Below are 25,587 nucleotides of genomic sequence, written 5' to 3' on the forward strand. Positions count from 1 at the left end.
CCTCATCGGACAGCACAACTTCGACGGCACGAGGACCCCGAGACATGAAAACAGACTACAGACTTAAGCCTGCAATTTCAGGCGCATCACACTAGACCACTTCCGACACACGCCCTAGCAGGCGAAGCGACCAGGGTCGCCAACCGGCTGCACGGCCTGCTGACCCAGACACACCCCTCGCTGGAACGGGTGCTGGGGCCGCGGTTGCAGCACCCGGCCGTCCTCACGCTGCTGGAACGGTTCGGATCCCCGGCCCAGATCCGCAAGGCCGGCCGTCGGCGGCTGGGCACCCTGCTGCGACCGAAGGCACCGCGGATGGCCGAGCGGCTGGTCGACGAGATCTTGCCGCCCTGGACGAGCAGACCGTGACCGTTCCGGGGACTGAAGCAGCAACGCTGATCATCCCGAGCCTGGCCGCCTCGCTGACGGCTGTGCTTGACCAACGCAAACTGCTGGCCGGGCGGATCGAGGAACTGCTGGAGGACCACCCTCTTTCGAAGGTCCTGACGTCCATGCCAGGGGTCGGCGTCAGGACCGGAGCCCGGATCCTGATCGAGGTCGGCGACGGCAGCACCTTCCCGACCGCCGGCCACCTCGCTGCCTACGCCGGGCTCGCCCCGGCGACCCGCAGCTCGGGGTCGTCGATCCGCGGCGAACAGCCCTCCAGAAGAGGAAACAAGCAGCTCAAAGGGGCATTCTTTCTCTCCGCGTTCGCGGCCTTGGCAGACCCAGCATCCCGGGCCTACTACGACAAGAAGATCAACCAGGGCAAGCACCACACCCAGGCCCTGCTCTGTCTCGCCAGACGCCGGGCCGACGTCCTCTTCGCGATGCTCCGCGACGGAACCTTCTACGAACCCCAACCCGCCAGGTCAGCTTGAATCTCCGAGAGCCTGGCGGGCCTCAGTCCACACCCGCTCGAACTCCTCCGCGGAGATCTCGGCTGCCTCGGGCTGGTCCTGCCAGCCATCCATCGGACCTTCGGCAAGAACCCCATACTGCCGTTCATAGCGGAACATGGCGGCGAGATCGGCATGATCACGCAAGTGCAGCACCTCTTCCAGGGAGGCCGCCGTCACTGGCCGCGAGTCCTGCCTGCGGACCTCGACCTGTCGTGCTGCCCAGCCTTCGTCATTGGCCTCGAAATACAGCCACAGATCTTCGTCCTCGTAGTAGGTGCGGAACCAGGTCGTCATGCCGCCATCCTGGCCCAGGACCTTGACCGAAGAGATAGGGGCACCCCCCCGGTGGTCCGCGTCCGGGGCCGCTCCCGCCGCCGCTTATCGGTGGCCGCCCTGGCCTGCTACAAGACCGGCGAACACTCGAGGCTGATCTACCGGCCCTGCCCGGACGCCCGGCCCGACGGACGCAAGAGCTTCTCCTGGAAGGACTACCGCGACCTGATCCAGACCGCTCACCAGCAGCTCGGCGGCCCGATCGTGCTGGTCTGGGACAACCTCAACACCCACCTGACGGCCGGCATGCGCCGCTACATCGCCGAACGGGACTGGCTCACCGTCTACCAACTACCGCCCTACGCACCCGACCTAATTCGTTGTTAAGAGACGGTCCCGACGGAGCTACCAGTCCCGGGACTGTTCGAGTACACGGCATGCACGCCGACTCTCGTCGGGTTCTCACGTTTGGCCGAAGAGCGGCGTGCGGGTCTTGTGCTCGGTGGTGGCGGTCGCCTGACCTCCGTGCGTATGCCTTCACCCGACCCGGCCTTGACGCCTCGGTTGAGATCGGCAACGTTCGGCATCTTCGTGGCCGCCGCCACCTGCTTCTGCGCTGGCTCGTTGGAATTCGTGGTGCGAGCCCGCTGCACGGTGATCTCCCGATATACCCGGGCCGTCGGAGCTCCCGGTCAGACCGAGACCCGTGGGGCGTGCTGGTGCCACGAACGGCTGGTGAGGTGTCGGACCGTCCCCGAGAGGTCGAGTCCTGGAATTAGGTCGCTGCGTGGCCCGCGTGCGCTCGTGACCGGCGCAAACACCCGCACTCAGGGGAGGAATCACTTGATCTACTGCGGAATCGACTGGGCAGAGAAGACCCACGACGTTGCCCTGGTCGACGACTCCGGGCAATTGCTGGCCAAGCGCCATATCACCGACGACACGGCTGGCTATCAGCTGCTGCTGGAGCTGCTCGCCGAGTATGGCGATAGCGAGGAGAACCCGATCCCGGTGGCCATCGAGACCTCCCGGGGACTGCTGGTCGCCATGCTGCGGACCGGCAAGCGCAAGGTGTTCGCGATCAATCCGATGGCCGCCGCACGCTACCGTGACCGGCACAGCGTCTCGCGCAAGAAATCCGACCCGGGCGACGCCCTGGTGCTGGCGAACATTCTGCGCACTGACATGCACGCTCACCGCCCCCTGCCCAACGACTCCCACCTCGGTCGTGCGATCGCCGTCCTGGCCCGTGCCCAGCAGGACGCGCTCTGGAACCGGCAGCAGCTGGCCAACCAGCTTCGTTCCCTGCTGCGGGAGTACTACCCGGCCGCCTTGGACGCCGTCGCCAAGTGGGAGAACGGCCTGTGTCGTCCCGAGGCGCGCGAGCTCCTGAAAGCAGCCCCAACGCCTTCTCGGGCCGCGCGGCTGACCCGCACCCAGCTTCAGGCCGCCCTCAAGCGGGCCGGCCGCAAGCGCAGCATCGACGCGGAGGCGGACCGTCTCCGTGACGTCTTCCGGGCTGAGGCGGCCCACCAGCCGCCGCTGATCGAGGAGGCGCTCGGCAAGCAGATGCTCGCCCTCCTCATCCAGCTGGAGGCCGCCTGCACCGCCGCCGACGACCTCGCGAAGGCAGTGGAAGGGGCGTTCCCGCAGCACCCGGATGCCGAGATCTTGTTGAGTTTCCCCGGGCTGGGCATCCAGCTCGCCGCCCGGGTCCTGGCTGAGATCGGGGACGACCGCACACGTTTTGCCGACGCCCGCGGCCTCAAGGCATACGCCGGGTCCTCGCCGATCACCAGAGCATCCGGCAAGAAGTCGTCCGTCACACGGCGGTGGGTGAAAAACGACAGGCTCAACCACGCCGGCTACCTGTGGGCCTTCGCCTCTCTACGGGCGTCCGCCGGAGCTAACGCCCACTACCGGCGACGACGTGAGCACGGCGACTGGCACGCAGCCGCCCAGAGGAACCTCTTCAACCGCATGATCGGCCAGCTCTACCACTGCCTCCAGCGTCGCGAGCTGTTCGACGAAAGCACCGCGTTTCCCACCGAGTTGGTCGCCGCAGCTTGACTGCGTAACAACGTGAGGTGTCTCAACCCGGTCGAAGGCATCTGGTCGGTACTGCGGCGCACCACCACAGCCAACCGCGCGTTCGCCGACCCGCACGACCTGATCACCGCCGTCCGGCGAGGCTTACGCCAGCTCCAGTACCGCCACGATGTCCTCGACGGCTGCCTCACCGGCACCGGCCTCCGACGCCAGCCATCATGACGACTTCACGCATTGAAGGTCAGTAGTCGCTGCTGGACATCGACTCCAATCAGGAGGTGCCGCCGCTCGACCTCGACGAAGACGAGCGCGAGCAGTTGGAAGAGCGCGTCCGCGAGGTGCTGATCGGCGGCTATGCCTCCCGTGCCGAACTGGCCGAGCTTGCTGAGGAGTACCTGGTCACCAGGGACCGCCCGCCCGATCTCTCCGCGATCGGCATAGCCGTATGGACGAGCAGCGGAACTGGCGCGCTGCAGTAGATCCTCGAACCGCACAATTGAGTCAGCGGCAACTGCACCGGCTGTATCGCTTCACCGGAAGTGACTCACCCCCCTACGGGCTATCCAGGAGAAAGATCTGCCTCAGTAACGAAAGTTTGCCTCATTGTCCCGAATTTGCATAATTACAGGATTGATAATTTGGCCACTCTCGAGATGGTAAAGCTTAAGTGGAAGTTTTCTGACGGCAGACATAGCATCCATCATTAGCTCCGGGTTCCCACTGTCGACAGCGTCAGCCTGAGCCTCAAACAGGTGACTCACATTCGCCCAGTCTTCGCCGGGAGTGAATTCACACCGAAACCACGGTTGATCGATCAACACGAGGGACAGGACCCCGAGTGTCTTGTCTCCGCTCCTCAGTTCCCATGACTGCGTAGACACGTCGCTACTACCTTTCCTACCGATCCGGTCGGGTCGACCCTCAAGAGTGAGCCCGTGATCTGAACGTCACTGGGCTCACCCTGTCTGAGGCTTGTAGCCTAATCGAATTCGGCGATGTCCCTCAATATCTGCTCGAAGCTAGTGCCGGCCGGCCAGTGCTTGACAATGGCATGCGACGAAACCCTGAACTTGACGAGGACTTCCCTGTCGCGGAAGGACGCATCCTTCGCGAACTCGTAAAATTCATGAGGCACGTGAAGGTATGCGGCCGCATCGAGCGCCTCCGAGTCAAGGCGCGAAAGATCTACCGCGACGATACCGTGGTCCTTACCGCCATACTTGGTGTACGCGATTTCGGGATCGCGAGTCAAGGAGATCCACGGTGAGTCGTTATCTTGCACGACATGCTGCCACGGCTCGACATCAGGGTTGCTTCCCGCTGCGCGAAGGCCCTCTTCCGGATTTTCGTCGGGACGCAGTCCACGGAAGGCGTATCCCCTCAGCCCATCGCTCGCGTGCGCTGAGACGGTAACCGAAGGCATGAAGAGCCGGTTGTTCTTCAGCCAGGAGAACGCGGGGCCTATGAGGCTACTGCTGCCGCCGCCAGCAGCGCCGATCAGCAGGTCCCAGGGGTCGGTGGGGCGGCAGTGGACTTGGTTGGTGCCCCAGGCGAGACCGGCGCCGACCGCTGCGTTGACGGCCGTGGATGTGGCAATGGCACGTCCACCGGTCAGTCCGAAGACCTCCGCGACAGCATTCCCAGCACCCGGCATCAGGGCTCCGGCGATGCCGCCGGCGACTGCCCCTTCGGTTGCGGCTTTGGCGAGGCCGCCCCAGCTGAAGTTATCGTCGCGGTGTTGCCAGCTGTAGATCCCGCCCTCGACAACAGCCCCGAATGCGGCGCCGATGCCGGCGCTCACGCACAGTGGGCACTTGCCTGAGGGGTCGGCCTCGTTGAGAGGGTCGTTGTTGGCGTACGCGTACGGGGAGGGGTTGGCGCTGCGTGTGTCGGCGGGGCGAGGGTCGGTGGTGGTGAATCGGCCAGTGCTGGGGGTGTAGTTCCGTGCGCGGAGGTCGAGGCGTCCGCTGAGGTAGGGGTCGGTGTACTGGCCGGTGTAGCCGAAGGGGCTGGCCTGCCCGTTGGTGACGCTGGCCTTGCCGGTGGACTCGCCCCAGGGGCTGTAGGTGTAGGTGTAGTTCTCTTTGCCGGCTGCGTCATGGACGGCGCGGATGGATTGCTGGCGGTCGTGCAGGAAGTAGAAGGCTCCGCTGCTGCGGTTCATCGCCTGGGCTATGCCGGATGGGTTGTAGTTGTAGTCGGCGATGAGGGCGCCGGTGCTGTTGGTCTCGGTGGCGATCTGGGCCAGTGAGCCGTTGACGTCCCAGCGTGAGGTGCGGTCGAGCTTGCTGTTCTTGTTGGTGACGGTTCGGTTGCCGTCTGCGTCGTAGACGAAGGTGAAGGTGTCGGCGCCGATGGTGGCGGACTTGACGCGGCTGGCCGCGTCGTAGGCGTACGTGCCCTTGTCGTCCTTGGTGAGGTTGCCGTCGGCGTCGTAGGTTAGGTCCGTTGTGGTGGAGCCTGCGACGCGCTTGGTGAGCTGGTCGGCATCGTCGTAGGTGTTGCTGACGCTGGTGGTGCCGCCTGTTGTGGTGGCGAGGTTGCCGACCGGGTCGTACGTGTAGGTGGTGCCGCTGGTCCCGTCGAGGCAGGAGGCGGTGGTGGCGGTGTCGGTGCAGGCGCGGGTGACGCGTCCGACTGTGTCGTAGCCGTAGCGGTTGGCCAGGCCGGTGGTGGTGGCGCTGGTGAATTGGTCGGCGATGACGCGGCCGTCTGGGTCCCGGGTGATTGTGCGGGCGCCGGTGCCTTCCTGGTGCCTCCGAAGGGGGGCGGTGCGCCGTGACGCCGGAGGTGGCCGCGTGTGTGGCGCCGGGCGATGCTCGCCGTCCAGCCGCGGAATCCGTGCCCATCGCCACGAAACCGTGGCAACTCGAGGGCGATCTCTCGCCAGACGGCGGCGGTCACGTCCTCGGCGATGTCACCCAGGAGCCCACGCAGGTAGGCGTTCAGGCCGGGCTGGAGTGATCGGTACAACAGCGAGAACGCCGCTTCGTCACCGTCCTGAGCTTGTGTAACTGCCGTGCTCAGCGCCAGATCATCGGCGGACGCGCGCTGAACGCCCTTTCCTTTTGCACGATCGCTCTGTCCTCCGCTGGCCGAGCAACGCCCCGGAGCGTACGACACGTCACACCGGCCCCCCAAATGATCGGTGGCCACTGCACACAACGGTCCCGCGCGAGCGAACCGGGGTCGGTCAAAGCCCCCTGTCAGCTTCGGCGTTACGTGTCGTCGTCAGGGATGGCCCAGGAGGGCCGGGCCGGAGAGTTCGCCTGACGTGGTCGCCGTGCGAGGCCGGGGCGCGAGCGGAGAGCAGGAGTGGCGGCCGGCTGCGGCAGACCGGATGCGGGCAGGGGCGTGAGCTGCCTTGGGCCGACGGGTGACGAGCCGCGTGGTGGCGTGAAGTGGGTGACCTCGCTCGGGGGCATGCCGAGCAGACGCCCGACATCGCCCTGGCTCATGTGGAGATTCTCCACGAGCTCGTGAACAGCGGCGGCGATCGCCTGATTCTCGGCGGCGACGGCGGCCGCCCGGCGGCGCCGCGCTTCGGCCACCGAGTCCAGCAGGGGCACGAGTTCGGGCACCACAATGTCCAGCGTGATCATCTCCGGAGGGACCCCGACGGCTTTGGCCACGAGGGCACGCGACAGGTCCTCCACCTTTTCAAGGGTGCGGCGCTGGCTGTGGAGGTCCAGGCGAGGGATGTCGATAGCCCACCATCGGCCGATACGGTGCAGCAGGAATTCGAATTCGTAGCGGGGACTCATGGGCTCTGCGTCCTCTCCCTTCCGTCGGCCGTGCCGTTGCTCACGGGCTGACACGCGGCTCGCGAACTCTGTTCCCTCGTCCTGCCGGGAACGGCCGGGTGCAGGCGTGGTCAGCCGAGGCACAGCCCGAGCAGGCAGACCTCCGTCGGCGAGGTCGACGCCCGTGAGGGGCTGGTCTGGGACGCGTTCGGCTTCGTGCCGTCGCCTGTCGCGGGCGCCGGCTGCTGTTGTGCCGCCGTACCGGAGCGGTCGGGGGTCGTGTTGCCGGCGGCCGGGGTGGTGCTCTGCGGCTGCGTGGTCGCTGTCGCGGCCGGGCGGGCAGGAGCTGTGGTGTCCGGCTGGGCGATCGGTGGCGTCGTGCGGGACGGTGCTGGGAAGGTCTGCTGCTGCGGTGCGTTGGTCGTCGGCGTCTGTGGCTGGGAAGGGGCGTGTGACGGCCGGTGGGAGTGTTGAGCGGTGGCTGGTGCGGCGGCCGGAGGGTTCTGCTGGGGCGTCTGCTCCTGCCTGGCACCCGCCCTCGGGTCGTCCGGCGCTGTGGCTGCCTGGGCCCGGTCGGTGGCGTGCCGGTCCATCATGGCGATGCTCAGGCCGCCTCCGACGAGTGCGACAGCGCTCGCGACCGCTGCCCGGCGCTTGTTCTTCCTCCAGCGGGCCAGTCGGCGACGGCGTGCCGCACGCCCCTGCCCCGCGGGCGGCAGGTCCTCGACGTCGGCGGCAACCCGCGGGGCCACGCCCATGGCCGTGCTGGACTCCGCCACGCCGCCCGGGAGGCTGTCGTGCCCCGTGACGGAGGCCGCGGGGTCCCGGTGGACCGTTATAGCAGGTCTGGCACTCGCCATTGCCGGGGCCGAGCCGCTGTGGCCGTCGGCGGCGGGTGGGGCGATGTCCGGGGCGTAGGCGCCGCACCCGGGGCACACCAGTGCGCCGTTGAGGTGCCGACGGCATGAGGAGCAGTAATCCATCTGTGCTTTCTGTTCTTCCTGGTTCGACGTGCCGCTGGCCCCCTCTGGGGGGCGCGGCTTGGTCCTTGGGCCAGGACGGGACACGCGGATGTACCCGTACCGAGGCCCATCCCTATTGCGGCGACCCGCGCCACTCCGGCTGACCGGCCGCAGTGGCTCCCGCGCTGTGGTCCCAATGACGGGCTTGTTTACCCGTATCCCGTCCGGTCAGCAATTGCGCTGCCTGGTGCAGCGTGTGTGCCGCGGCTCGTTGAGCCTCGGCGACGACGTCACCCCGCTCGCGTATCAGGTCCTCATAGATCGGCAAGCGATCGTTTCCAGTGGAGCTGTGTGTCATGTCGGCCCACTTTCAAGGCGATCGATAAAGAGGCCGGTTCACTGTCAGGCTCGGTTGAGCCGGGCAGCGATCCCGTAGCCGATCAGCAAATAGATGACGGCCGGTAGGCCGTAGTTGAGGACAACGCGCAGCCACTCTGTGTCCATCGTGAAAATGTCCTGTGACCACCAGGACAGCCAGCCCGCTGTGCCCCCTACGAATTCGACGAACACGTTCCCGCGGTTCGCGTCGAGCAGGAACAGCAGGATCCACAGGCCCAGCAGGCCCGCCGCGATGTCGGCGATCGTGCAGATGGTGACGGTCATACGCCGTGTGGTGGCCTGACGGTACAGTGAGCGGCCCGGGTCTGGTCGCTCGTTGTATGCCTGGTATCCGGGCATCGGGTCGAGGTTTCTCATGGGGATGTCCGATCTGATGTAGTGCCGTGTCTACGCGCTCGCGCCAGGGCACCCGGATTCCGCCGGTCGGCACCCCGCTTCTCCCTACTTCTGCGTTCCGGATGCGCTTCAGCGTTACACCGACGTCTGCAATGTCCCAAATATGGCTGCCTATACAGGCACTTACCTGCATGTTCGCATGGCATGGCAATTTTCCGGACGGGATGGAGGAGCGGCATTGCGCGCCGCCGCAGCCCCCGGTCGCCGGTGTTCGCGTAATGCGTGAGCAGATTATGAAGGAATCCAGGGCGTTCCTTTACGGAATTGCCGATCTCGTAACCATCACCGTTCCCCCGTGACACTCCTGACCCGCGGCGCGCTGTTGGAAGTGACCCCGGGCGGGGTCATGGCGCCCATCCTCCGGGGGGAGGGTTCGCAGGCGCCGACATGCTGGGGCAGGCCCGGTTCCCCCGTGCAGGGCCTGCCCCTGCTCTCCCAGCCCGGAGAGCCGTGTGGTGTTGGGCGCCTCAGAGGCGTGACGGTCTGTCATTCCCGAGCGCTGTAGGAGTGGGCCCAGGAACCCAGGGGCCTCGTGGCACCCGCCCACCCCCTATTCCGGGCGGGTGGGTGCGCAATGAGGGGCAGGCAGGTGAATCCCCCATCATCTGCCTGCCCCATGCGCATTCCCTCACGCAGGTTTCCGGTCCGAGAGGGAGTGTGCGTCGGCCGGGGCAACCGGGACCCGACGCCCGCAACTACCGGGCCCGGGGGAACGACAAAGCAACGCGATGATCGGGGTGGGTGTGCAGGGTCTGCTGGCGGACCGCTATGAGTTGCAGGAGCTGCTGGGACGCGGCGCGATGGGCGAGGTCTGGCGGGCCTGCGACCACCTCCTCGCGCGGCCCGTGGCCGTCAAACTGCTGCATGCCGAGGAAGCGGAAGACGCCGAGCGATTCCGCCTGGAGGCACAGATCGCGGCCCGGCTCAACCACCCCAACGTCGTCGGCATGTACGACTTCGGTTCACACCATGACCAGCCCCACCTGGTCATGGAACTCGTCGAGGGCTGGAACCTGGCCCAGGAACGCTCCCTGCGCCGCGTCCTGCCCCCGGCCGAGGCGGCAGCCATCACGGCCCAGGCGGCCGCCGGCCTCTGCGCGGCACACCAGCAGGGAGTGGTCCACCGGGACGTCAAACCCGCCAACGTGATGCTGACCACCGACCGCACGGTGAAGATCACCGACTTCGGCATCGCACGCTTCGCCGAGGAGGCCGCCACCGGTCTGACCGCCACAGGCAAGATCATCGGCACCGCCGACTACCTGGCTCCCGAACGCGCCCTGGGCCGTCCCGCGCAACCCGCATCCGACGTCTACTCCCTCGGCTGTGTCCTGTACGAACTGCTCACCGGCCAACCTCCGTTCAGCGGAGCCACATCATTGGCCGTAGTCCAGCAACACGTCAGCGCCACACCAGCACCCCCCGACCACCTGCGCCCCGACATCCCGCAGCCGCTCTCCGACTACGTGCTGCACATGCTCGCGAAGGACCCGGCCCACCGGCCCACCGCCGACCAAGCAGCCGCCTGGCTCGCCACGCAGAGTGAAACGTCGCGGCTTGCCGAGCACGACGGCACCACCCTCATGCCCATCCCGGCCATTCCACCGCCTCCGGCCCTGCACCCCGGTGAACCCCGCGCCGCCACGCACTCCCGCCCCACCGGTCGCCTCAAACTGGCCCCCAAAGCCGTCCTGGCCGGCGCCGACCTCGCGCTGTTCGCCGGTGCCGCGGCCCTCGGAGCCTCGCTCAATTCCGGCGCCACAGCGCCTACGTCTCCGGCCTCTCCCTCACCCACTCACAGTGCACTAACACCCGCCGGTCGGACCCCGGCCAAGACGCCATCGCCTGCCCCCCCCCCCCCGTCCGCCAGGACGCCACCCAGGCTCGAGCACGGTGGCGACAACGGCGGCGAGTGGTCAGGCAAGCGCAACGACGGGAAAGGAGGAAAAGGACGACAACGGCACACCAAAAATTGAGTAGCTGAGGGATGTCGCGTACAGCCGTTTCAGGGTGGGTAGCACCGCGCGGACTCTCAGGCCAGAGGCAGCTGACCGAGCGTCCGACCGCGATCGGCCTGTTCCTCCAGGAGAGCGGCCACATCCGGCTCCCTGGTGAAGACGGGGCCGTCCCAGTGCACAGGGATCGCCGCGGGGTGGAGGCGCACCTCGGTGCCGTGGACGCGCGCGGCGTCGAAAAGGGTCTGCAGCACCTGCACACCCGCCAGGTTGAGTGCGCCCAAGCGGGCATGCCACGTCTGGGTCTCCGTGTCGTACGAGGCGATTGGGCGGAGCCTGCCAAGTTGCTCCTGCCATTGAGAATGGGCGGTCGGCGCTGTGTGGATGGTTGCCTCCAACACCCATGCAGTCTCAGGGGAGTTCGGCGAACTGGTCATGCAAGAGACGGTAGACGCCGCCACTGACAACTCGCCCGGTCGGGTGAATCCGCAGCCTGGACAGAACCCCGGGGCGAGTTGACCACTGACGATACGGTCTTGGTGGCACAAGGACGGCTTCATCCGTGGAACCGAACATGAGGCACGCGGCTGCCGAGGCCTCTATCCACGTACTCGGCGGCCATGCTGCTCCGGCCAGTCAACCAGGACGACGACGCCATCCGATGGGGCGATCTTCGCCAGCGGCAACGTGCGGCTCCGCGGCCCACGGCGGGGCTGCGGAACCGCACGGCTGTCACGCCAGCGGCTGCGGCATACCCGTCAGCGCGTGATCAGGGTGAATCCGCCGGGGAGCACCGTCGCGGTGACGTTGCTCGTGGAGGTGACGCTGCGCTTTCGGGCGACGCCGTTGCGGTCGTAACTGACGACGACGGCGCGTCCGGTGCCCGGCAGGTTGATGCTCGCCGTACGAGGTGTCGTGGCGACGCTGTTGAGCAGCGCGAGGCTGTGGCTGTCGCCGACGGTGACCAGTTGCGAGATCAGCGGAGTCAGGACCACGGAGTCGAGTAGCCCGGTGCCGCCCGTGGTGGTGCCGGTGACGGACGTTGCGCCGGCGGGCAGGTCTGTGGGCAGAGTCACCGGCAGGATCGCCCCGGGTGCGGCTGATGCTCCTTGCGCACCGCCCGTGCCGTAGTGGACAGTGCCGAGGCGTGTGTTGTGTACGGTGAACGTCGTCCGTGCGGCGCCGCCGTCGACGAGGTAGGCGACGGGCTGCACCATCCTGGCTTGGTCGGAGGCGGGCACCTGCCAGGTGAGCCGGCTGCCCGCTGGAGAGCTCACGTATGACGTGGAGCTCCACTGGGCCTCCCCCGTCCACGTCGAGGGGGGTTCTATCGTCCGTGCGCCGCCTGCCAGGGTTGCCCGGTTCGCCTCGACGACCTGCTGTCCGTCGCGGCGAATGACGTGCCGGGCGGCGCGGGCGGTGTCCGCCACGCCGGGTGCCGCGTCCAAGGCCTCCATGGTCAACAGTCCATGAATAGTGGATTCGGCCCCCGAGTTGTGGTTCACGGTGCCGTCCGGTGCCACGCCGTCGAAGGTCACGCCCGTGGCCGGGTCGTACATCGCGACACCGGCAGGGTCCTGGCCGAAGAACCAGCCCGCCGCGACCCCTGCCAGTTGGCGCAGTCCAGAGCTGTGCGTGGCGGTGGCGACCGCGAGCAGCGAGCGCACGACCGAGTCCGCCCCGTAGGCGATCTGAGAGCCGTCAACCGGTGTGGGACTCCAGCCGTTGTCGGGCCCCGTAGCGGTGAGGAGGTGGGGTGTGAACACTGCCGCGTCGGCCACTGCGGGCCGCAGCAACGCCGGCTCGTGGAGGACTCCTGATGCCTGCGCGAGCGCGGTCGCCATCTCATCGCCCCAGGCGTGCCATTGCGAGGGTGACAGGCTCCACGGCAAGAGTGCGCCGTAGGGCCAGGTGCGGGCGTTGCCGGCGCCCATCGCCGCGATGCCGGCCACCAGTTGCGCAAGTGCCGTACGGGCCGGCGAGCTGCCGCCTGCGGCCACGTAAGCAGTCAGGCCGAGTACTGCCTCCGAGGAGGCGTCGGCACCGTCGGAGATCATCCACATGGGCAGCCGGACGCCATTGACAGTCTGGTAATTGCCGTACTGGGTGAGGTCCTGCCGGTTGAGTGCCTCGACAGCCAGGTTCAGCCGTTGCGCGAGGAAGCTCGCGAAGGCCGGATCGCTCTTCCGGAATTCGCTGTACCCCTCACCCAGCGCCCATACGGTGCGCGCCAGCCAGTAGGAGGACCCGGTGTCGGAGGGGTTGGGGCTGTCCGGGGGCGTGGGAGAGGGGTTGAGGCTGCCGTCCGGTTGCATCCACAACACGACGTTGCCCGCATCCGGACCAGTGGCGGTCTGGAGGTAGGTGAGTCCGCGCAGGAGTGCCTCGGCCTCGTCTCGGCTGTGGCTGTCCCGCCATTGGTGCCAGTGGCGCAGGTAGACGACCGCTGCTCGGGCGATGTCGTCGGCGTCGTAGGCACCTTGGCCGTAGGTGTTGGTGGACTCGTTGTAGGTGCCACCGCCCGTGCGCTGGTAGCCACCGCTCGATTGGTGGTTGGCGTAGACCCACAGCACGCCGATGTCGGGGTGGTCGGCCAATTGGTAGGTGGTGTGGCCCGGTTGGGACGGCGGGGCAACATGTGTGGTCAGGAAGTCCAGGTGCTCCAGGTTGGTCAGCGGGGCCTGGGCCTGACGCGATGCCGTGAGGGCAGGCGACGGCGTTGCTGCGCTGGCAGCACTGAGCGGGGCCACAAGCCCGGCCACGGCGAAGCCTGCGGTCAGCGCGAGGATACGGCGTCTCAAGGCAACCTCCTGGTGGAGTGGATTGCGATTTCTACACGAAGGGTCACGGTCGGGCGGTGCTCACGCGGTCCACGCGGCGGGGAGCCCCGGCTCCCGGCGTGCTCGCCGCAGGCTGCGGACGGGACCCGGGTCAGTGCGGCGGACGCTCCAGCCAGACGGCTGTGTCCGGTGGGAGCGAGCCGTCCGCCAGCGGTCCGCTGGCCAGCAGTACCGCGCTGTCTGACAGCGGGACGTGGCTCTCGCCCAGATTGACCAGACAGATCAGGCCGTCACCACGCGTGAAGCCGAGGATGCCGGGGGCTGTCTCAGCCCAACGCAGCGGTCCTTCGCCCAGCGTCGGGCGCTGTCGCCTGATGCGCAGCGCCTTCCGGTAAAGCTCCAAGGTGGAACCTGGCTCAGAGCGTTGCGCGTCGACCGTGAGCGAGGCCCAGCGAGCGGGCTGGGTGAGCCACGGGGGGCCTCCGGCCTCGGGCAGGGAGAAACCGTAGGGAGGAGTGGTTCCCGACCAGGGGAGGGGGACACGGCTGCCGTCGCGGCCGCGTTCTGTGTGGTCGGAACGCTCCCACAGCGGGTCACGGATCTCGTGGTCGGGCACCTCCACCTGGTCCAGGCCGAGTTCCTCGCCCTGGTAGAGGTAGACGGCTCCGGGCAGCGCGAGCATGAGCAAGGCTGCGGCCCGTGCCCGGGCCAGTCCGCGCGGGCCGCCGCCGAACCGGGTGACGGGGCGGACGGCGTCGTGGCTGGACAGGACCCAGGTCACGGGGGCGCCCACCGGTGCCATCGCGGCCAGCGAATCGTCGATCACCCGCCGCAGTTCGGCCTCGTCCCACTCCGCTTCCAGGAAAGCGAAGTTGAAAGCCTGATGCATCTCGTCGGCTCTGACGTATCGCGCCAACCGCTCGGGGTCGAAGACCGCAGCCTCAGCGACCAGGAGCCGGTTGCCGGGGTACTGGTCCACGAGCGAGCGCCACGAACGGTAGAGCGGATGGAGCTCTTCCTGGTCGTAGTAGGGCATCAGGTGGTTGAGGGAGATGTCCTGGTGCTGGCCCGGCCCGGCGTCGGGCAGTTGCGGAGCCTTGAACAGCGCGTGAGCGACGTCGATGCGGAAGCCGTCGACCCCCCGGTCGAGCCAGAATCGCAGGATCCGCTCGAATTCTGCCCTCACCTGCGGCTCGTGCCAGTTGAGGTCGGGTTGTTCGGGTGCGTGCAGGTGCGCGTACCACTGACCGGGGCGCCCGTCCGGCCCGGTGGTCCGTGTCCATGCCGGGCCGCCGAAAGCGGACTGCCAGTCGTTCGGTGGCAGTCCGCCGTCCGGCCCCCGGCCGTCGCGGAAGATGTACCGTTCGCGCTGCTTGCTACTTGGTGATGCGGCCAGAGCTGATCGGAACCAAGGGTGGGTGTCGGCGGTGTGGTTGGGCACCAGGTCGATCAGGACGCGCAGACCGCAGGCGTGCGCCTCGGCCACGAAGGCGTCCAGGTCGCCCAGGGTGCCCAGATCCTCGGCGACGGCCGTGTAGTCGGCGATGTCGTAGCCACCGTCGGCCATGGGCGAGGGGTAGAACGGCGTGAGCCACACCGCATCGACCCCCAGATCCCGCAGGTGCCCGAGGCGCGCGGTGGCACCTGGAAGGTCACCGACGCCGTCGCCGTTCCCGTCGGCGAACGCCCGGACGTAGAGCTCATAGCAGACGGCGTCACGCCACCACTCCCTCTCAGCCATCGCCCGAGCGCCTCGTTCCCGCACCGGCGCCTGCGTCGGCGGACGGCACGACCACGTGCAACGCGGCACCGCTCTCCATCGCCCGGGTCGCGGCCTCGGCGACGGCGACGGCGGTCAGCCCCGCGTAGGCGTCGGCCACGGGGGTGGAGCCGTTGCGGGCGCAGCGCAGCAGGTCGGTGAAGGCGGCGCGCACACTGCCTGCATAGACGTGCTGCTTGCGCGCTTCACCGCCGAGGTCGATGACGGCCTCCACCAAGTGGGGTGCGATGCGCTCCACACCCCGCCCGCGACACGGCTGCGGTGCACCTGCGCCCCGATGGATCGTGACGGAGACGACTTCTTCGCCATGAGGCTTCAGCCCTGGTACGTGCAGCAACTCGGCGGCGCGAGAGGGCAACTGCTGCCAGCGGTTGGCTCCCGCGTCATCCGTCCACGCCGTCACGGTCGCGTAGGTGGGGATCCAGCCCGTGACCCGGGCCTCGGCGAATCCGTAGTCGAGCCGCATCAACTGTCGTTCGCAGCGGTGCGCATGGGTGAAGGAGTGGGTATGTGTGGCCACCGCCCCGCCCGGATGCACTGCCGTGGCGACAACGATGTCCACCGGCCCTGAGGGCTCTCGGCGCACGGCTGTGGCCTGGACCGATTGCGGTTCGCTGCCCAGCACCGCCCGCGCCGCGTCGAAGAAGTGAACGCCGTGCTCGATGAAGATGCCACCGCTGTGTGAGGGTTCCCAGAACCAGTGGTCCGGGCTCAGGTCCTCGTCCGATGCGTCGTTTTCGAAGAGGAAGCGGCGCGGGGCGTCGAGCAGACCTTCATTGCGCAGTCCTTCCAGCATCCGCAAGACGGGGTTGTAGCGCAGGACATGGTCGACCACGAGGACACCCGGTGAGCTGTCGGCCACCGCCCATACCTCGGCTGCTTCAGCTGCCGAGACGGCCAGCGGCTTCTCGCAGAAGACGTGCTTGCCCGCGCGGAGCGCGGCAATGGCCATCTCCGCATGGGTCGCCGGTGGTGTGGTGACAGCCACCACGTCGACATCAGGCCGGGCCAGCAGCGCCTCGAACTCGTCGCACACGGCGGCGCCGTGAGCAGCGGCCAGCTCCTCCCGGCGCATCGCGTCGGCGTCGGCAACGGCCACGACCCGTACTCCCGGCAGGTCCTTGACGGCGTCGAGTACGTACGCACCGAACGCGCCGCAGCCCACCAAGCCGACGCCGACCTCGGCCGGCGTCGGTGGGGCGCCCGTCATGCCGGTTCTCCTGGCACCTCGACGCGGTCGAGTCGGGCGACGCCGATGTGGGCGTCGGCCATGCCGTAGAAGACGTAGCGCACGCCGTCGATCTCCTCGATCGCAGTGGGGAAGACGACGTTCGGCACCGTGCCGGACCGCTCCTCTTCGGTCTCCGGGGCCATCAGCGGCTCGGCTGTCCGCGCGAGGACGCGGGACGGGTCGGCCGGGTCCAGGATCATCGCGCCTGCGGCGTAACTGACGTGCTGGTTCTGCTGGAACGGATCCTCGATGGAGCCGGAAACGCCGTGGTGGATGAGGAGCCAGCCTTCCTCGACACGGATCGGCGCGGGGCCGGCTCCGATCTTCAGCGCCTCCCAGTCATGGACACTGAGCGCCACGAGCCTGTGGTCACGCGGCCGTGTCAGGGCCGTGATGTCCCGTTCGACCTCAGCCACGGGAACGTAGGAGATCCAGATCCCGGGGCGCTCGTCGTCCAGACCGGCGGGAAGGTGGACGCCCTCGCCGGGGCGGAACCAGCCCAGGTCCCACATCGGGCGGTGCAGCATGGCGTAGCACGGGGTGCCGTCAGGGCCCGGTACCGGCTCGGGGAAGTGCACCACGTCCTTGTTGGGGAAGAGGTTCAGATCCGTGTCGAGGTCGTGCTGGTAGGCGAACTGGACCGGGCCGAGGCGCTGCCAGTCGGTGAGGTTCTTCGAGACCGCGAGAGCGGGTTTGGGACCCAGCGGACCGTAGGCGACGTACGACATCACGTACTGGCCCAGGCTCGGGATCCACGTGGTGCGCGGGTCCTCGACTCCGGCATTGTTCTTGCCGCGTTCCCAGCCCGCATCGGGAGCGAGCACGACACCGCGGCGTTCGACGCCCGTGGGCACGCCGCCGTCGATGGTGACTTCGGCGAGGCCGACACGGGAGACATTGCCCGCAGCGACCAGGCGTGGCAGCAGATGCAGCCGTCCGTCCGGGGTGCGGCCACTGGCCGGGTTGAGGACCCCCTCGGCCTCGGACGGCTCACCAGCAAGCGGTGACATCACCACGCCGAGCCTCGTGAGGGTGTACGGAATGGCGGACGAAACAGTGGTGCTCAAGATCTAACCCTTCACGCCGGAGCCGAGGTTGGTGGATATGAAGTGACGCTGGAACAGCAGGAACAGTCCGACGGCCGGAGCGGCGAGCACGCAGGCACCGGCCAGGATCGCGCCGTACGGGTTCGAAGCCTGCGCGGAGACTGTGGTGATGTAATTGGACAAGGAGACAGCGAGCGGCTCCATGCTTTGCTGCTTGGTGACCAGGAACGGCCAGAGGAATTCGTTCCAGGGGCCGATGAAGGTCAGCAGGCCCGCAGTCAGGAGAGCGGGCCGGATCAGGGGCAGCGCCACACGGACGAGAATCTGCACTTCGTTCGCGCCGTCGATCCTGGCGGCTTCGAACAGCTCCCGTGGGATTTGCAGGAAGTACTGCCGGAATACGAACACCGCGGTGGAGTTGATGGCGAACGGCAGAATCATGCCCAGGTAGGAGTCGGCAAGTCCGTAGTCGCGCACGATCAGTACGTACAGCGGGATTGTCAGCAGCTGAAACGGAACGATCTGTATCAGCAGCATCACGTTGAACAGCAGGCCCTTGCCTCTGAAGTGCAGCTGGGCCAGGGCATAGCCGGCCAGCGAGCCGAACACGATGGTGCCGAAGATGACGCCGCCGGTGAAGACGCCGGAGTTCAGCAGGGAGCGTCCGAGGTCGATGGCCTGGTCGATGTGCTGGTAGTTCGCCAGCGTCAGGTTGCCCGGATCGGGCAGCGCGCCGGACAGGTCGGTGTTGCCGCGGGTCTGCAGCGAGCCGACGACCATGTAGTAGAAGGGGAAGAGGAACGCCAGCGCACCCGCGAGCAGGACGAGCAGCCGCCAGTTGGGCCTGCGCCTGACCCGTCGTGCGGATCGTTGCGTCCGGGATTGCGACCGCGGTGCCGCTGTGACGGTCTCGACGTACCTCATCAGTCACGCTCCAGAAGGCGGCGGTTGATCAGAGCGACAATGAGCACCGCGATGATCAGCAGGACGCCGAGTGCCGAGGCGGTGTCCGGATGGTTCTGCTCGATGCCCTGCTGATACATCAGCAGCACGGGGGAGGTGGAGGCTCCCGCCGGCCCGCCACCGCCGGTGAGCAGGTACGGCTCGGTGAACAGGTTCGCTCCGGTGACCAGTGAGAGCAGCACGACCAGTGTCGTGGCGGGCCGCACCCCGGGCACGGTGACCGACCAGAACGAACGCCACCTGGAGGCCCCGTCGACGGCGGCCGACTCGTACAACTCCTTGGGCACGTTCTGCAGCGCCGCAAGGTAGAGCAGGATGTAGAAACCCAGCTGCTTCCATGTCACGAACAAGGCGATGGACGGCATGGCCAGGTGCGAGTTGACCAGCCAGGACGGCCGTGGAGCCAGTGGGCCGAGCACATGGTTGACCAGCCCTGAGGAGTTGAAGAGAAACAGCCACACCCCGACTACGGCCACGCTCGCCGTGACGTAGGGCACGTAGTAGCTGATGCGGAAGAACCTGCGGAAAGGGATCGCCGCATTGAGCGCTGTGGCGAGAACCAAGGACAGCAGGACGGTCAGCGGCACATTGACGACGAGGAAGACGACGATGTTGCCGAAGGCCTGTCGCACGGCTGGGTCGCCGAGGACCTCGGTGTAGTTCGACAGACCGACGAACGGCCGGTCGACGGTCGCGCCGGGTGCCGCGAAGAAGTACCGGTGGAAGGAGATCCACACCGCCAGCCCGAGGGGGTAGGCGAACACGACCGCCAGGAAGACGGCGTAGGGCATGGAGAACAGCACGCCGACCGGCTGACGACCCAACAGGGCGGCCAGTCGACGTGCGCGTCCACGCGGCGCGGGGGCAGAGACCTCAGTCATGACGCTTTCCTCAGATCACCGCTGCTGCGCTGCGAGCTTGTCAGCCTGTGCAGCCGTCTGGGAGAGGAACTGCTGAGTGCTGTTCTGGCCGCTGATCACGGACTTCTCCCAGCCGTTGCGGAAGGCCTGCCAGATCGAGATGGACTCGCTCAGCTGCGGGACCCCTACCGTGCGGGAGGCTGCGGAGGCGAAGTCGGTGTAGGCCGGGTTCTTCGCGAAGTAGCTCGCGTAGGTCTGCTGCAGATTCGCCCGCATGGGCATCTGCCCCGTCATGTTGAGAAGTTGCCCGTCCTGCTGCTTGCTGGTGGCGAACTTGAGCACATCCCAGGCGGTGCCCTGGTTCTTGCACGAGGAATACATCGCCACGTTCTTGGCGTCGCTGTAGGTGTGAGTCTGAGCGGCCGGTGTGCCCTGCGACGTGGGGACCGGCACCTCGCCCCAATCGACCTTGTTGGTGTAGGTCGAGATGGCCCAGGGGCCGACGATCGCCATCGCGGCGGTACCGTCGGCGAAGGAGTCACCGTTGTAAGCGTCCTTGCCGGCCAGGTTGTTCGCGTACAGCGTGCGCCAGAAGTCCGTGGCCTGTCGGCCGGCGGCCGAGTTGAACTGGGACTTGCCGTTCTCCATGAGTTCCTTGCCGCCGCTCTCCGCCGCGAAGAGCGGGTAGAAGTCGAACCACGGCTGGTAGAACTCGCTGGTGGGTGCGGGATAGATGGCGTACTTGGCAGCACCCGAGGCGACGACCTTCTTCGCTGTCGCGAGGAACTGCGCGTAGGTGTTCAGCGGCGGTTTGTTCGGATTGATGCCCGCCTTCTGGAATATCTTCTTGTTGTAGAAGATCATCACCGGATTCGACTTCCACGGCAGCTGGTAGTAGTTGCCGTCGGATGACTTGTACTGGTCTGCCGTGGCACCGGAGCGCGTCTGGATGTAGTCGGCCGCACCGGGGAAGTTGTTCAGCGGCACCAACCCGCCTTGCTGCTGGAACTGCGGTACGGACGCCGGAGAGGTGTTGAAGATCAGGCACGGCTCGGTGCCCGCCGTGATCGCCGCGCCGATGACCTCCTCCGAGGACTTGCCGGTGGGAACCTGCTGGGCGCTGATCTTCTCCGTGGGGTGCGCCTTGTTCCATGCTGCGACCATCTGCTCGCCCCAGGCGATCTCCTGCGGGTTGTTCGAGTACCAGATCTTGATGGGCCCGTGGGCTTTCGTCGCGTTGCCGGTCGATGCGGAAGAACCACATCCGGCGAGGGCCGTGAGACTCAGGCTCACGGCAATGGCAGACGAGTAGACACGCTTCACTGCGGCTCCCTGCTTGGATGGATCTGTTGTGTCTGGTTGTTGAAGTCCTTGAGTGGTGGCCCTGGTGGAGGTCACCGTGTCAGGCACCGCACGACATCGCGGACGCTCTTCGGCGGCGTCGCGAATCAGCGATCAAGCGCTGCCGGAGCCGGCCCGGTCGACCCGCGGACGACCAACTCCGCCGGAGGCAGCTCAACGGAGTCACTCGTGCCGGCGTCCAGCAGCGCCTGCAGACGTATGGCTGTCGCCTTCCCCCAGCTGAACGCGTCTGCACGGGCCGACGTCAGTGGAGGGTGTGTGTGCACCGCCAGGGAGGTGTCGTCGTACCCCGTGATCGACAGTTCACCGGGAACGCTCACACCGAGCTCATGCGCGACAGACAGTCCCGCCATGGCCGACAGATCATTGGCGTAGACGATGGCGGTGGGTCGGTTCCGGCGCAGCAGCAGCTCACGCGTCGCCTGCGCGCCCCCCTTCGCCGTGAATCCGCCCACCAGCACCGGCCCCGGCTCGAGTCCGGCCTCGCGTACCGCCACTTCCCAGGCTTCCCGTCGTCGGCAAGCGTGAAGGAACTCCGGTGGTCCCGCCACGTATGCGATCCGGCGGTGGCCGAGCTCGACCAAATGCCGCACCGCCGCATGCACCGCCGGGCGGTCGTCGAGAACGACGCACGGCATCCGGTCCCTGAGCGAGTCGCCGTCCCCTACCGCCACAGCCGGCAGACGCAACTCTTCCACCAGATCCGGACGTGGGTCATCCACTCGCAAATCGGTAAGAAATACCCCATCCACCCTCCCTCCTGCGACGATCCGCCGGTACGTACTCACCTCGTCCTCGGGGCTGGTCACGTGCAGCATCAGCCCCTGCCCAAGGGGTGCCAGCACGGATTCCACACCCGCGATGAAGGCCGGGAAGAACGGGTCGTCACCAATCAGCTCGGGCGGTCGGGTAAGGACCAGACCGGCCGCGAAGGCCCTGCCCTGCGACAGCCCCTGCGCCAGCCGGCTGGGCTGCCATCCCAGCTCCTCGGCCGCACGCAAGATCCTCTCCGCGGTATCCGCCGAGACCCCGGGTCGACCGTTGAGCGCGAACGACACAGCGGCCCGGGACACGCCTGCACGTTTCGCCACATCAGCGATTGTCGGACGACGGGTCACAACCTGCTCCCTACGGTGAACAACAGCGCAACGCGACCTGAACCGGTTTAGCCGCGGTCTGACTAAACCGGTTTAACCCAGCAACCGTCAAGAGGTGGACGGCATCCCGCCTTCCGACCGGTGCCGGGCTGGGCAGGACCCGGGCCCTGCCCCGGAGGCCAGTACTTCCGTCGCTGGAACGAGTGCTGGGGCCGCGGTTGCAGCACCCGGCCGTCCTCACGCTGCTGGAACGGTTCGGGTCCCCTGCCCAGATCCGCAAGGCCGGCCGTCGGCGGCTGGTCACCCACCTGCGGCCGAAGGCCCCACGGATGGCTGAGCGGCTGGTCGAGGAGAACTTTGCCGCGCTGGACGAGCAGACCGTCACCGTTCCGGGCACCGATGCGGCCGCGCTGATTGTCCCGAGCCTCGCCGCCTCACTGACGGCCGTCCTTGACCAGCGCAAACTGCTGGCCGGGCGGACCGAGGAACTACTGGAGGCACACCCTCTTTCGAAGGTCCTGACGTCGATGCCGGGAGTCGGCGTCAGGACCGGAGCCCGCATCCTGATCGAGGTCGGCGACGGCAGCACCTTCCCGACCGCCGGCCACCTCGCCGCCTACGCCGGACTCGCTCCCGCAACCCGCAGTTCCGGGTCGTCGATCCGCGGCGAACAGCCCTCCAGGAGAGGAAACAAGCAGCTCAAACGGGCTTTCTCCCTCTCCGCGTTCGCCGCCCTCGGCGACCCGGCCTCCCGGGCCTACTACGACAAGAAAATCGCCCAGGGCAAGCACCACACCCAAGCCCTGCTCTGCCTCGCCAGACGCAGGGCCGACGTCCTCTTCGCAATGCTCCGCGACGGAACCTTTTACGAACCGCAGCCGTCTGCCTCAGCCACCTGACCTACGGGTCTGCGAGGAGAACGACTCGATCGGCCTCGACATCAAAGCCGAGAACTGGATGGCCATAGTGGCCTTCCGGGTCCATCAGCACGGGCTTGTTCAGCCGCCTTCCGATCTCTCGCAGGAAGCCGCAGAACACATCAAGTCGATCCTGGCCCTGCAGCTCCCGCAGGTCGACGTCGAAGTCGACTTCGTCTTCGGCATAGAACCGGAAGATCGCCAGCACATCGGCAGTCGGCCAGACCCGCAGGTTCGGGCACTCGGCGTCCGCCGGGCGGCCCAGCACGGCCTCCGCCCGAGGAACCGGAAGCACCGTCTCTCCCTCGGAGTACTGGCACTTCCAGCCCTTCTCCACGACAAGATCGAGGACCGCCTGCCAGTCCTGCACCGAGGCATCCGGGACACGCATGTCCGGCAACGACCCCATCAAGTCCGGGTCGAAGAAGGAACTCACGTCATCCCACAGCAAATCAGCCACCCCGCCATGCTGCCCGGCTCCCCGACCCAACGCACCCCCGTTTCCCTTGACCAAAGGCATAGGGGCACCCCCCCGAGTGGTGGACACCTTCAAGCCGACCCCGGTGGGGGTCGGGAGAGGGTGATCGTTTATGGTAATGAAGGTCTATTCGCCCGAGTTCAAGGCCGATGCCGTGGCCGTGTTCCACTCGGACCCGGATCTCACGATCGCGCGTGACCTGGGCATCAATGCGGAGACCCTGCGGAACTGGATCCACGCCGACCGCGCCCGCGGCGGCAGCACCACCGGCTTGACCAGGAAGAGCATGACCAGCACCACCGAGGCCGCCGAGGCCACCCGCGAGGACCTCGAAGCGAGGATCAAGGCTCTGGAGGCCGAGCTGAAGGCCGCCCGCAAGGAGAATGCGACGCTCGCTACCGAGCGGGACATCCTGCGCAAGGCAACAAAGTTTTTCGCCTCGGAGATGACCTGGTAGGCCGCTGCCAGTTCATCCAGGACCACTGCGAGACCTACCCGGTCCAGCGGCTGTGCCAGGTACTGGAGGTCGCCCGCTCCAGCTTCTACAAATGGCGCGAAGGCCGGCAGGCCCGCGCGGAGCGGGAGCGTGCCGACGCCACCCTGGCCGAGAAGATCAAGGTTGTCCACGCCGAGTCCGATGGGACCTACGGCCCCCCGCGCATCACCGCAGAGCTCCGCGACGCCGAGGGTATGCGGATCAACGAGAAGAAGGTGGCGCGGGTGATGCGCAAGTTCAACATCGTCGGGGTGCATCTGCGCAAGAAGGTCCGCACCACCGTGCCGGAGCCGGCCAACCAGGTGGTGCCCGACCTGTTCAAGCGGGACTTCACCACCGCTCAGCCGGGCGTGAAGTACATGGGTGACATAACGTATCTGCCCGTCGGCGACGGCGAGTTCCTCTATCTCGCGACAGTGCTGGACTGCTTCAGCCGGCGCGTGGTCGGGTGGTCCATCGCCGACCACATGCGCACCGGGCTGGTCGCCGACGCCCTCAAGGCCGCGGCAGCCACCCGCGGCAGCCTCGACATGGCGATCTTCCACAGCGATCACGGGGCGCAGGGCGGATTCAACTGGCCGTCGCAACACCTCGTACGCATGGAGGTGTTGGATGGTGCGTCGTCATCAGGCAGCGGACCGGGCGCTGCGTCCGAAGCTGAGGTCTCCGGGGCATCCGAAGTATCAGCGTCATGTCGAGGCGGCGTTCTGGACGGAGATCGCCAAGGGCCTTCTCGCTGAGGAGGCCGCCGCCGTCATCGGCGTGGCGCCGGCGGTCGCGACGCGCTGGTACCGCCAGTGTGGCGGCATGCGACCGTTCGATTCGAAGCCGCCCTCGGGCAGGTACTTGTCGTTTTCCGAGCGAGAGGAGATCGCGTTGCTCAGGGCCCAGGGCAAGGGAGTGCGCGAGATCGCTCGAGACGTCGGTCGTAATCCAGGCACCATCTCCCGCGAGCTGCGACGCAACGCCGCCACAAGAAGTGGGAAGCTCGACTACCGGGCGTCGGTGGCGCAGTGGAAAGCAGATTTGGCGGCCCAGCGTCCGAAGACAGCGAAGTTGGTCGCCAATCCGAGGTTGCACGCCTACGTCCAGGAGAGGCTGTCCGGCCAGATCACCACATCTGGCGGCATGCCAATCGCGGGACCGGAGACAGGCTCGTGGACGGGGCGGAACAAGCCGCATCGCAAGGATCGTGCGTGGGCTCAGGCATGGAGTCCAGAGCAGATCGCGAACCGGATCAAGCTCGATTTCCCGGATGATGAATCCATGCGCATCAGTCACGAGGCGATCTACCAGGCCTGTACATCTAGGGCCGCGGGGCGCTGAAACGCGAGCTCATCCTGTGTCTTCGGACCGGCCGCGCTCTGCGCGCGCCACGGGCGCGTTCACGGCGGAAGACCTGGGCGCACGTCACGCCAGAAGCGTTGATCAGCGAAAGGCCCGCCGAGGCCGAGGACCGCGCTGTCCCCGGCCACTGGGAAGGGGATTTGATCATCGGGCTGGAGCGTTCCGCGATCGGCACCGTTGTCGAGCGGTCGACCCGGTTCACAATGCTGGTTCATCTGCCCCGCGAAGAGGGATACGGCACGATCCCTCGAACGAAGAACGGCCCCGCACTGGCAGGCTACGGAGCGATCTCCATGAAGAAGGCACTCGCCAACACGATGTCGATGCTCCCCGAGCAGCTGACGCGGTCGCTGACATGGGACCGTGGCAAGGAAATGTCGGCGCACACGCAGTTCAGGGTCGAGACCGGTATCCCCGTGTTCTTCGCCGATCCGCACAGCCCATGGCAGCGAGGCACGAACGAGAACACCTATTGGTGCAGCCTTGGCGGGCCGGGCTTCTTCGACGGGAGAGGTTCGGCGGGATCGTCGGGTGACTCGGAGAACACGTGC

General features: G+C 67.1%; 21 protein-coding genes and 5 pseudogenes. 10 read left to right on the top strand and 16 right to left on the bottom strand.

Annotated elements, in window-relative coordinates; genetic code table 11:
• Positions 1 to 114: 114 nt before the first annotated feature.
• Positions 115 to 881: pseudogene (locus tag ACZ7L1_RS37435) on the top strand (IS110 family RNA-guided transposase); the annotation flags it as partial.
• Here ACZ7L1_RS37435 and ACZ7L1_RS37440 read toward each other — a convergent pair.
• The gene (locus ACZ7L1_RS37440; RefSeq protein WP_471443964.1) at positions 873 to 1,196 is read right to left on the bottom strand and encodes a hypothetical protein; all 324 of its coding nucleotides are present in this window, start codon (positions 1,194 to 1,196) and stop codon (positions 873 to 875) included. The pseudogene ACZ7L1_RS37435 and the gene ACZ7L1_RS37440 sit on opposite strands and share 9 nt — an antisense overlap.
• 36 nt (positions 1,197 to 1,232) lie before the next feature.
• Here ACZ7L1_RS37440 and ACZ7L1_RS37445 point away from each other — a divergent pair.
• The 4 genes and pseudogenes from ACZ7L1_RS37445 to ACZ7L1_RS37460 form a co-directional block, all read left to right on the top strand.
• A pseudogene (locus ACZ7L1_RS37445) lies at positions 1,233 to 1,550 on the top strand (transposase); the annotation flags it as partial.
• 468 nt (positions 1,551 to 2,018) lie between these two features.
• Entirely contained in the window at positions 2,019 to 3,245 is a 1,227-nt protein-coding gene (locus ACZ7L1_RS37450; protein ID WP_471443966.1) for an IS110 family RNA-guided transposase, read from the top strand.
• A gap of 12 nt (positions 3,246 to 3,257) precedes the next feature.
• Positions 3,258 to 3,446 carry a hypothetical protein gene (locus tag ACZ7L1_RS37455; RefSeq protein ID WP_471443967.1) on the top strand — a complete coding sequence of 63 codons (189 nt, stop codon included), beginning with the start codon at positions 3,258 to 3,260 and terminating at the stop codon, positions 3,444 to 3,446.
• 56 nt (positions 3,447 to 3,502) lie between these two features.
• The gene (locus ACZ7L1_RS37460) at positions 3,503 to 3,703 is read left to right on the top strand and encodes a hypothetical protein (RefSeq protein WP_471443968.1); all 201 of its coding nucleotides are present in this window, start codon (positions 3,503 to 3,505) and stop codon (positions 3,701 to 3,703) included.
• A gap of 500 nt (positions 3,704 to 4,203) precedes the next feature.
• Here the strand turns inward: ACZ7L1_RS37460 and ACZ7L1_RS37465 are convergent, their stop codons facing one another.
• The 5 genes and pseudogenes from ACZ7L1_RS37465 to ACZ7L1_RS37485 all read right to left on the bottom strand — a co-directional run bounded on the left by ACZ7L1_RS37465 (position 4,204) and on the right by ACZ7L1_RS37485 (position 8,685).
• On the bottom strand, positions 4,204 to 6,114 hold the full coding sequence (locus tag ACZ7L1_RS37465) for an RHS repeat domain-containing protein (protein ID WP_471443993.1): 1,911 nt from the start codon (positions 6,112 to 6,114) through the stop codon (positions 4,204 to 4,206).
• A pseudogene (locus ACZ7L1_RS37470) lies at positions 6,012 to 6,380 on the bottom strand (RNA polymerase sigma factor); the annotation flags it as partial. The pseudogene ACZ7L1_RS37470 and the gene ACZ7L1_RS37465, both read right to left, overlap by 103 nt.
• A 62-nt stretch (positions 6,381 to 6,442) precedes the next feature.
• Positions 6,443 to 6,988: a hypothetical protein gene (locus ACZ7L1_RS37475; RefSeq protein ID WP_471443969.1), complete on the bottom strand. Its 546-nt coding sequence runs from the start codon at positions 6,986 to 6,988 to the stop codon at positions 6,443 to 6,445.
• A 110-nt stretch (positions 6,989 to 7,098) separates the two neighbouring features.
• Positions 7,099 to 7,950, bottom strand: a complete 852-nt coding sequence (locus ACZ7L1_RS37480) for an SCO2400 family protein (protein WP_471443970.1) — start codon at positions 7,948 to 7,950, stop codon at positions 7,099 to 7,101.
• A gap of 381 nt (positions 7,951 to 8,331) precedes the next feature.
• Positions 8,332 to 8,685: a hypothetical protein gene (locus ACZ7L1_RS37485; protein WP_471443971.1), complete on the bottom strand. Its 354-nt coding sequence runs from the start codon at positions 8,683 to 8,685 to the stop codon at positions 8,332 to 8,334.
• 767 nt (positions 8,686 to 9,452) lie between these two features.
• On the opposite strand from ACZ7L1_RS37485, the gene ACZ7L1_RS37490 reads away from it, so the two are divergent.
• Positions 9,453 to 10,700 (top strand): serine/threonine-protein kinase, encoded by a 1,248-nt coding sequence (locus ACZ7L1_RS37490; RefSeq protein WP_471443972.1) that lies wholly within the window; start codon positions 9,453 to 9,455, stop codon positions 10,698 to 10,700.
• A gap of 56 nt (positions 10,701 to 10,756) precedes the next feature.
• Here the strand turns inward: ACZ7L1_RS37490 and ACZ7L1_RS37495 are convergent, their stop codons facing one another.
• The 9 genes from ACZ7L1_RS37495 to ACZ7L1_RS37535 all read right to left on the bottom strand — a co-directional run bounded on the left by ACZ7L1_RS37495 (position 10,757) and on the right by ACZ7L1_RS37535 (position 21,819).
• Positions 10,757 to 10,963 (bottom strand): hypothetical protein, encoded by a 207-nt coding sequence (locus ACZ7L1_RS37495; RefSeq protein WP_471443974.1) that lies wholly within the window; start codon positions 10,961 to 10,963, stop codon positions 10,757 to 10,759.
• Positions 10,964 to 11,437: 474 nt separating this feature from the next.
• On the bottom strand, positions 11,438 to 13,480 hold the full coding sequence (locus ACZ7L1_RS37500) for a hypothetical protein (RefSeq protein WP_471443976.1): 2,043 nt from the start codon (positions 13,478 to 13,480) through the stop codon (positions 11,438 to 11,440).
• A gap of 130 nt (positions 13,481 to 13,610) precedes the next feature.
• Complete coding sequence (locus ACZ7L1_RS37505; protein WP_471443978.1) at positions 13,611 to 15,200, bottom strand: glycoside hydrolase family 13 protein; 1,590 nt, start codon at positions 15,198 to 15,200, stop codon at positions 13,611 to 13,613.
• Positions 15,193 to 16,449 (bottom strand): Gfo/Idh/MocA family protein, encoded by a 1,257-nt coding sequence (locus ACZ7L1_RS37510; RefSeq protein WP_471443980.1) that lies wholly within the window; start codon positions 16,447 to 16,449, stop codon positions 15,193 to 15,195. Before ACZ7L1_RS37510 ends, ACZ7L1_RS37505 begins: the two co-directional genes overlap by 8 nt.
• Positions 16,446 to 17,480 (bottom strand): glycoside hydrolase family 130 protein, encoded by a 1,035-nt coding sequence (locus ACZ7L1_RS37515; RefSeq protein WP_471443994.1) that lies wholly within the window; start codon positions 17,478 to 17,480, stop codon positions 16,446 to 16,448. The genes ACZ7L1_RS37510 and ACZ7L1_RS37515 overlap by 4 nt, the downstream gene beginning before the upstream one ends.
• A 60-nt stretch (positions 17,481 to 17,540) precedes the next feature.
• The gene (locus ACZ7L1_RS37520; protein ID WP_471443982.1) at positions 17,541 to 18,440 is read right to left on the bottom strand and encodes a carbohydrate ABC transporter permease; all 900 of its coding nucleotides are present in this window, start codon (positions 18,438 to 18,440) and stop codon (positions 17,541 to 17,543) included.
• Positions 18,440 to 19,360, bottom strand: a complete 921-nt coding sequence (locus ACZ7L1_RS37525) for a carbohydrate ABC transporter permease (protein ID WP_471443984.1) — start codon at positions 19,358 to 19,360, stop codon at positions 18,440 to 18,442. The genes ACZ7L1_RS37520 and ACZ7L1_RS37525 overlap by 1 nt, the downstream gene beginning before the upstream one ends.
• A 15-nt stretch (positions 19,361 to 19,375) precedes the next feature.
• Positions 19,376 to 20,632, bottom strand: a complete 1,257-nt coding sequence (locus tag ACZ7L1_RS37530; RefSeq protein ID WP_471443986.1) for an ABC transporter substrate-binding protein — start codon at positions 20,630 to 20,632, stop codon at positions 19,376 to 19,378.
• Between the two features lie 155 nt (positions 20,633 to 20,787).
• Complete coding sequence (locus ACZ7L1_RS37535; RefSeq protein WP_471443987.1) at positions 20,788 to 21,819, bottom strand: LacI family DNA-binding transcriptional regulator; 1,032 nt, start codon at positions 21,817 to 21,819, stop codon at positions 20,788 to 20,790.
• Positions 21,820 to 21,986: 167 nt separating this feature from the next.
• Between ACZ7L1_RS37535 and ACZ7L1_RS37540 the strand changes: the two are divergent.
• Positions 21,987 to 22,697: pseudogene (locus tag ACZ7L1_RS37540) on the top strand (transposase); the annotation flags it as partial.
• Between the two features lies 1 nt (position 22,698).
• On the opposite strand, the gene ACZ7L1_RS37545 reads toward ACZ7L1_RS37540, so the two are convergent.
• The gene (locus ACZ7L1_RS37545; RefSeq protein WP_471443989.1) at positions 22,699 to 23,175 is read right to left on the bottom strand and encodes a hypothetical protein; all 477 of its coding nucleotides are present in this window, start codon (positions 23,173 to 23,175) and stop codon (positions 22,699 to 22,701) included.
• A 136-nt stretch (positions 23,176 to 23,311) separates the two neighbouring features.
• Here ACZ7L1_RS37545 and ACZ7L1_RS37550 point away from each other — a divergent pair, with 136 nt between their 5' ends.
• The 3 genes and pseudogenes from ACZ7L1_RS37550 to ACZ7L1_RS37560 form a co-directional block, all read left to right on the top strand.
• Entirely contained in the window at positions 23,312 to 23,650 is a 339-nt protein-coding gene (locus ACZ7L1_RS37550; protein ID WP_471443991.1) for a transposase, read from the top strand.
• A gap of 14 nt (positions 23,651 to 23,664) precedes the next feature.
• A complete protein-coding gene (locus ACZ7L1_RS37555; RefSeq protein ID WP_471443996.1) occupies positions 23,665 to 24,429 on the top strand; it encodes an IS3 family transposase in 765 nt (254 codons plus the stop codon).
• Positions 24,347 to 25,506: pseudogene (locus tag ACZ7L1_RS37560) on the top strand (IS30 family transposase); the annotation flags it as partial. The gene ACZ7L1_RS37555 and the pseudogene ACZ7L1_RS37560, both read left to right, overlap by 83 nt.
• Positions 25,507 to 25,587: the final 81 nt, after the last annotated feature.

The organism is Streptomyces sp. NPDC107546, assembly GCF_055639175.1.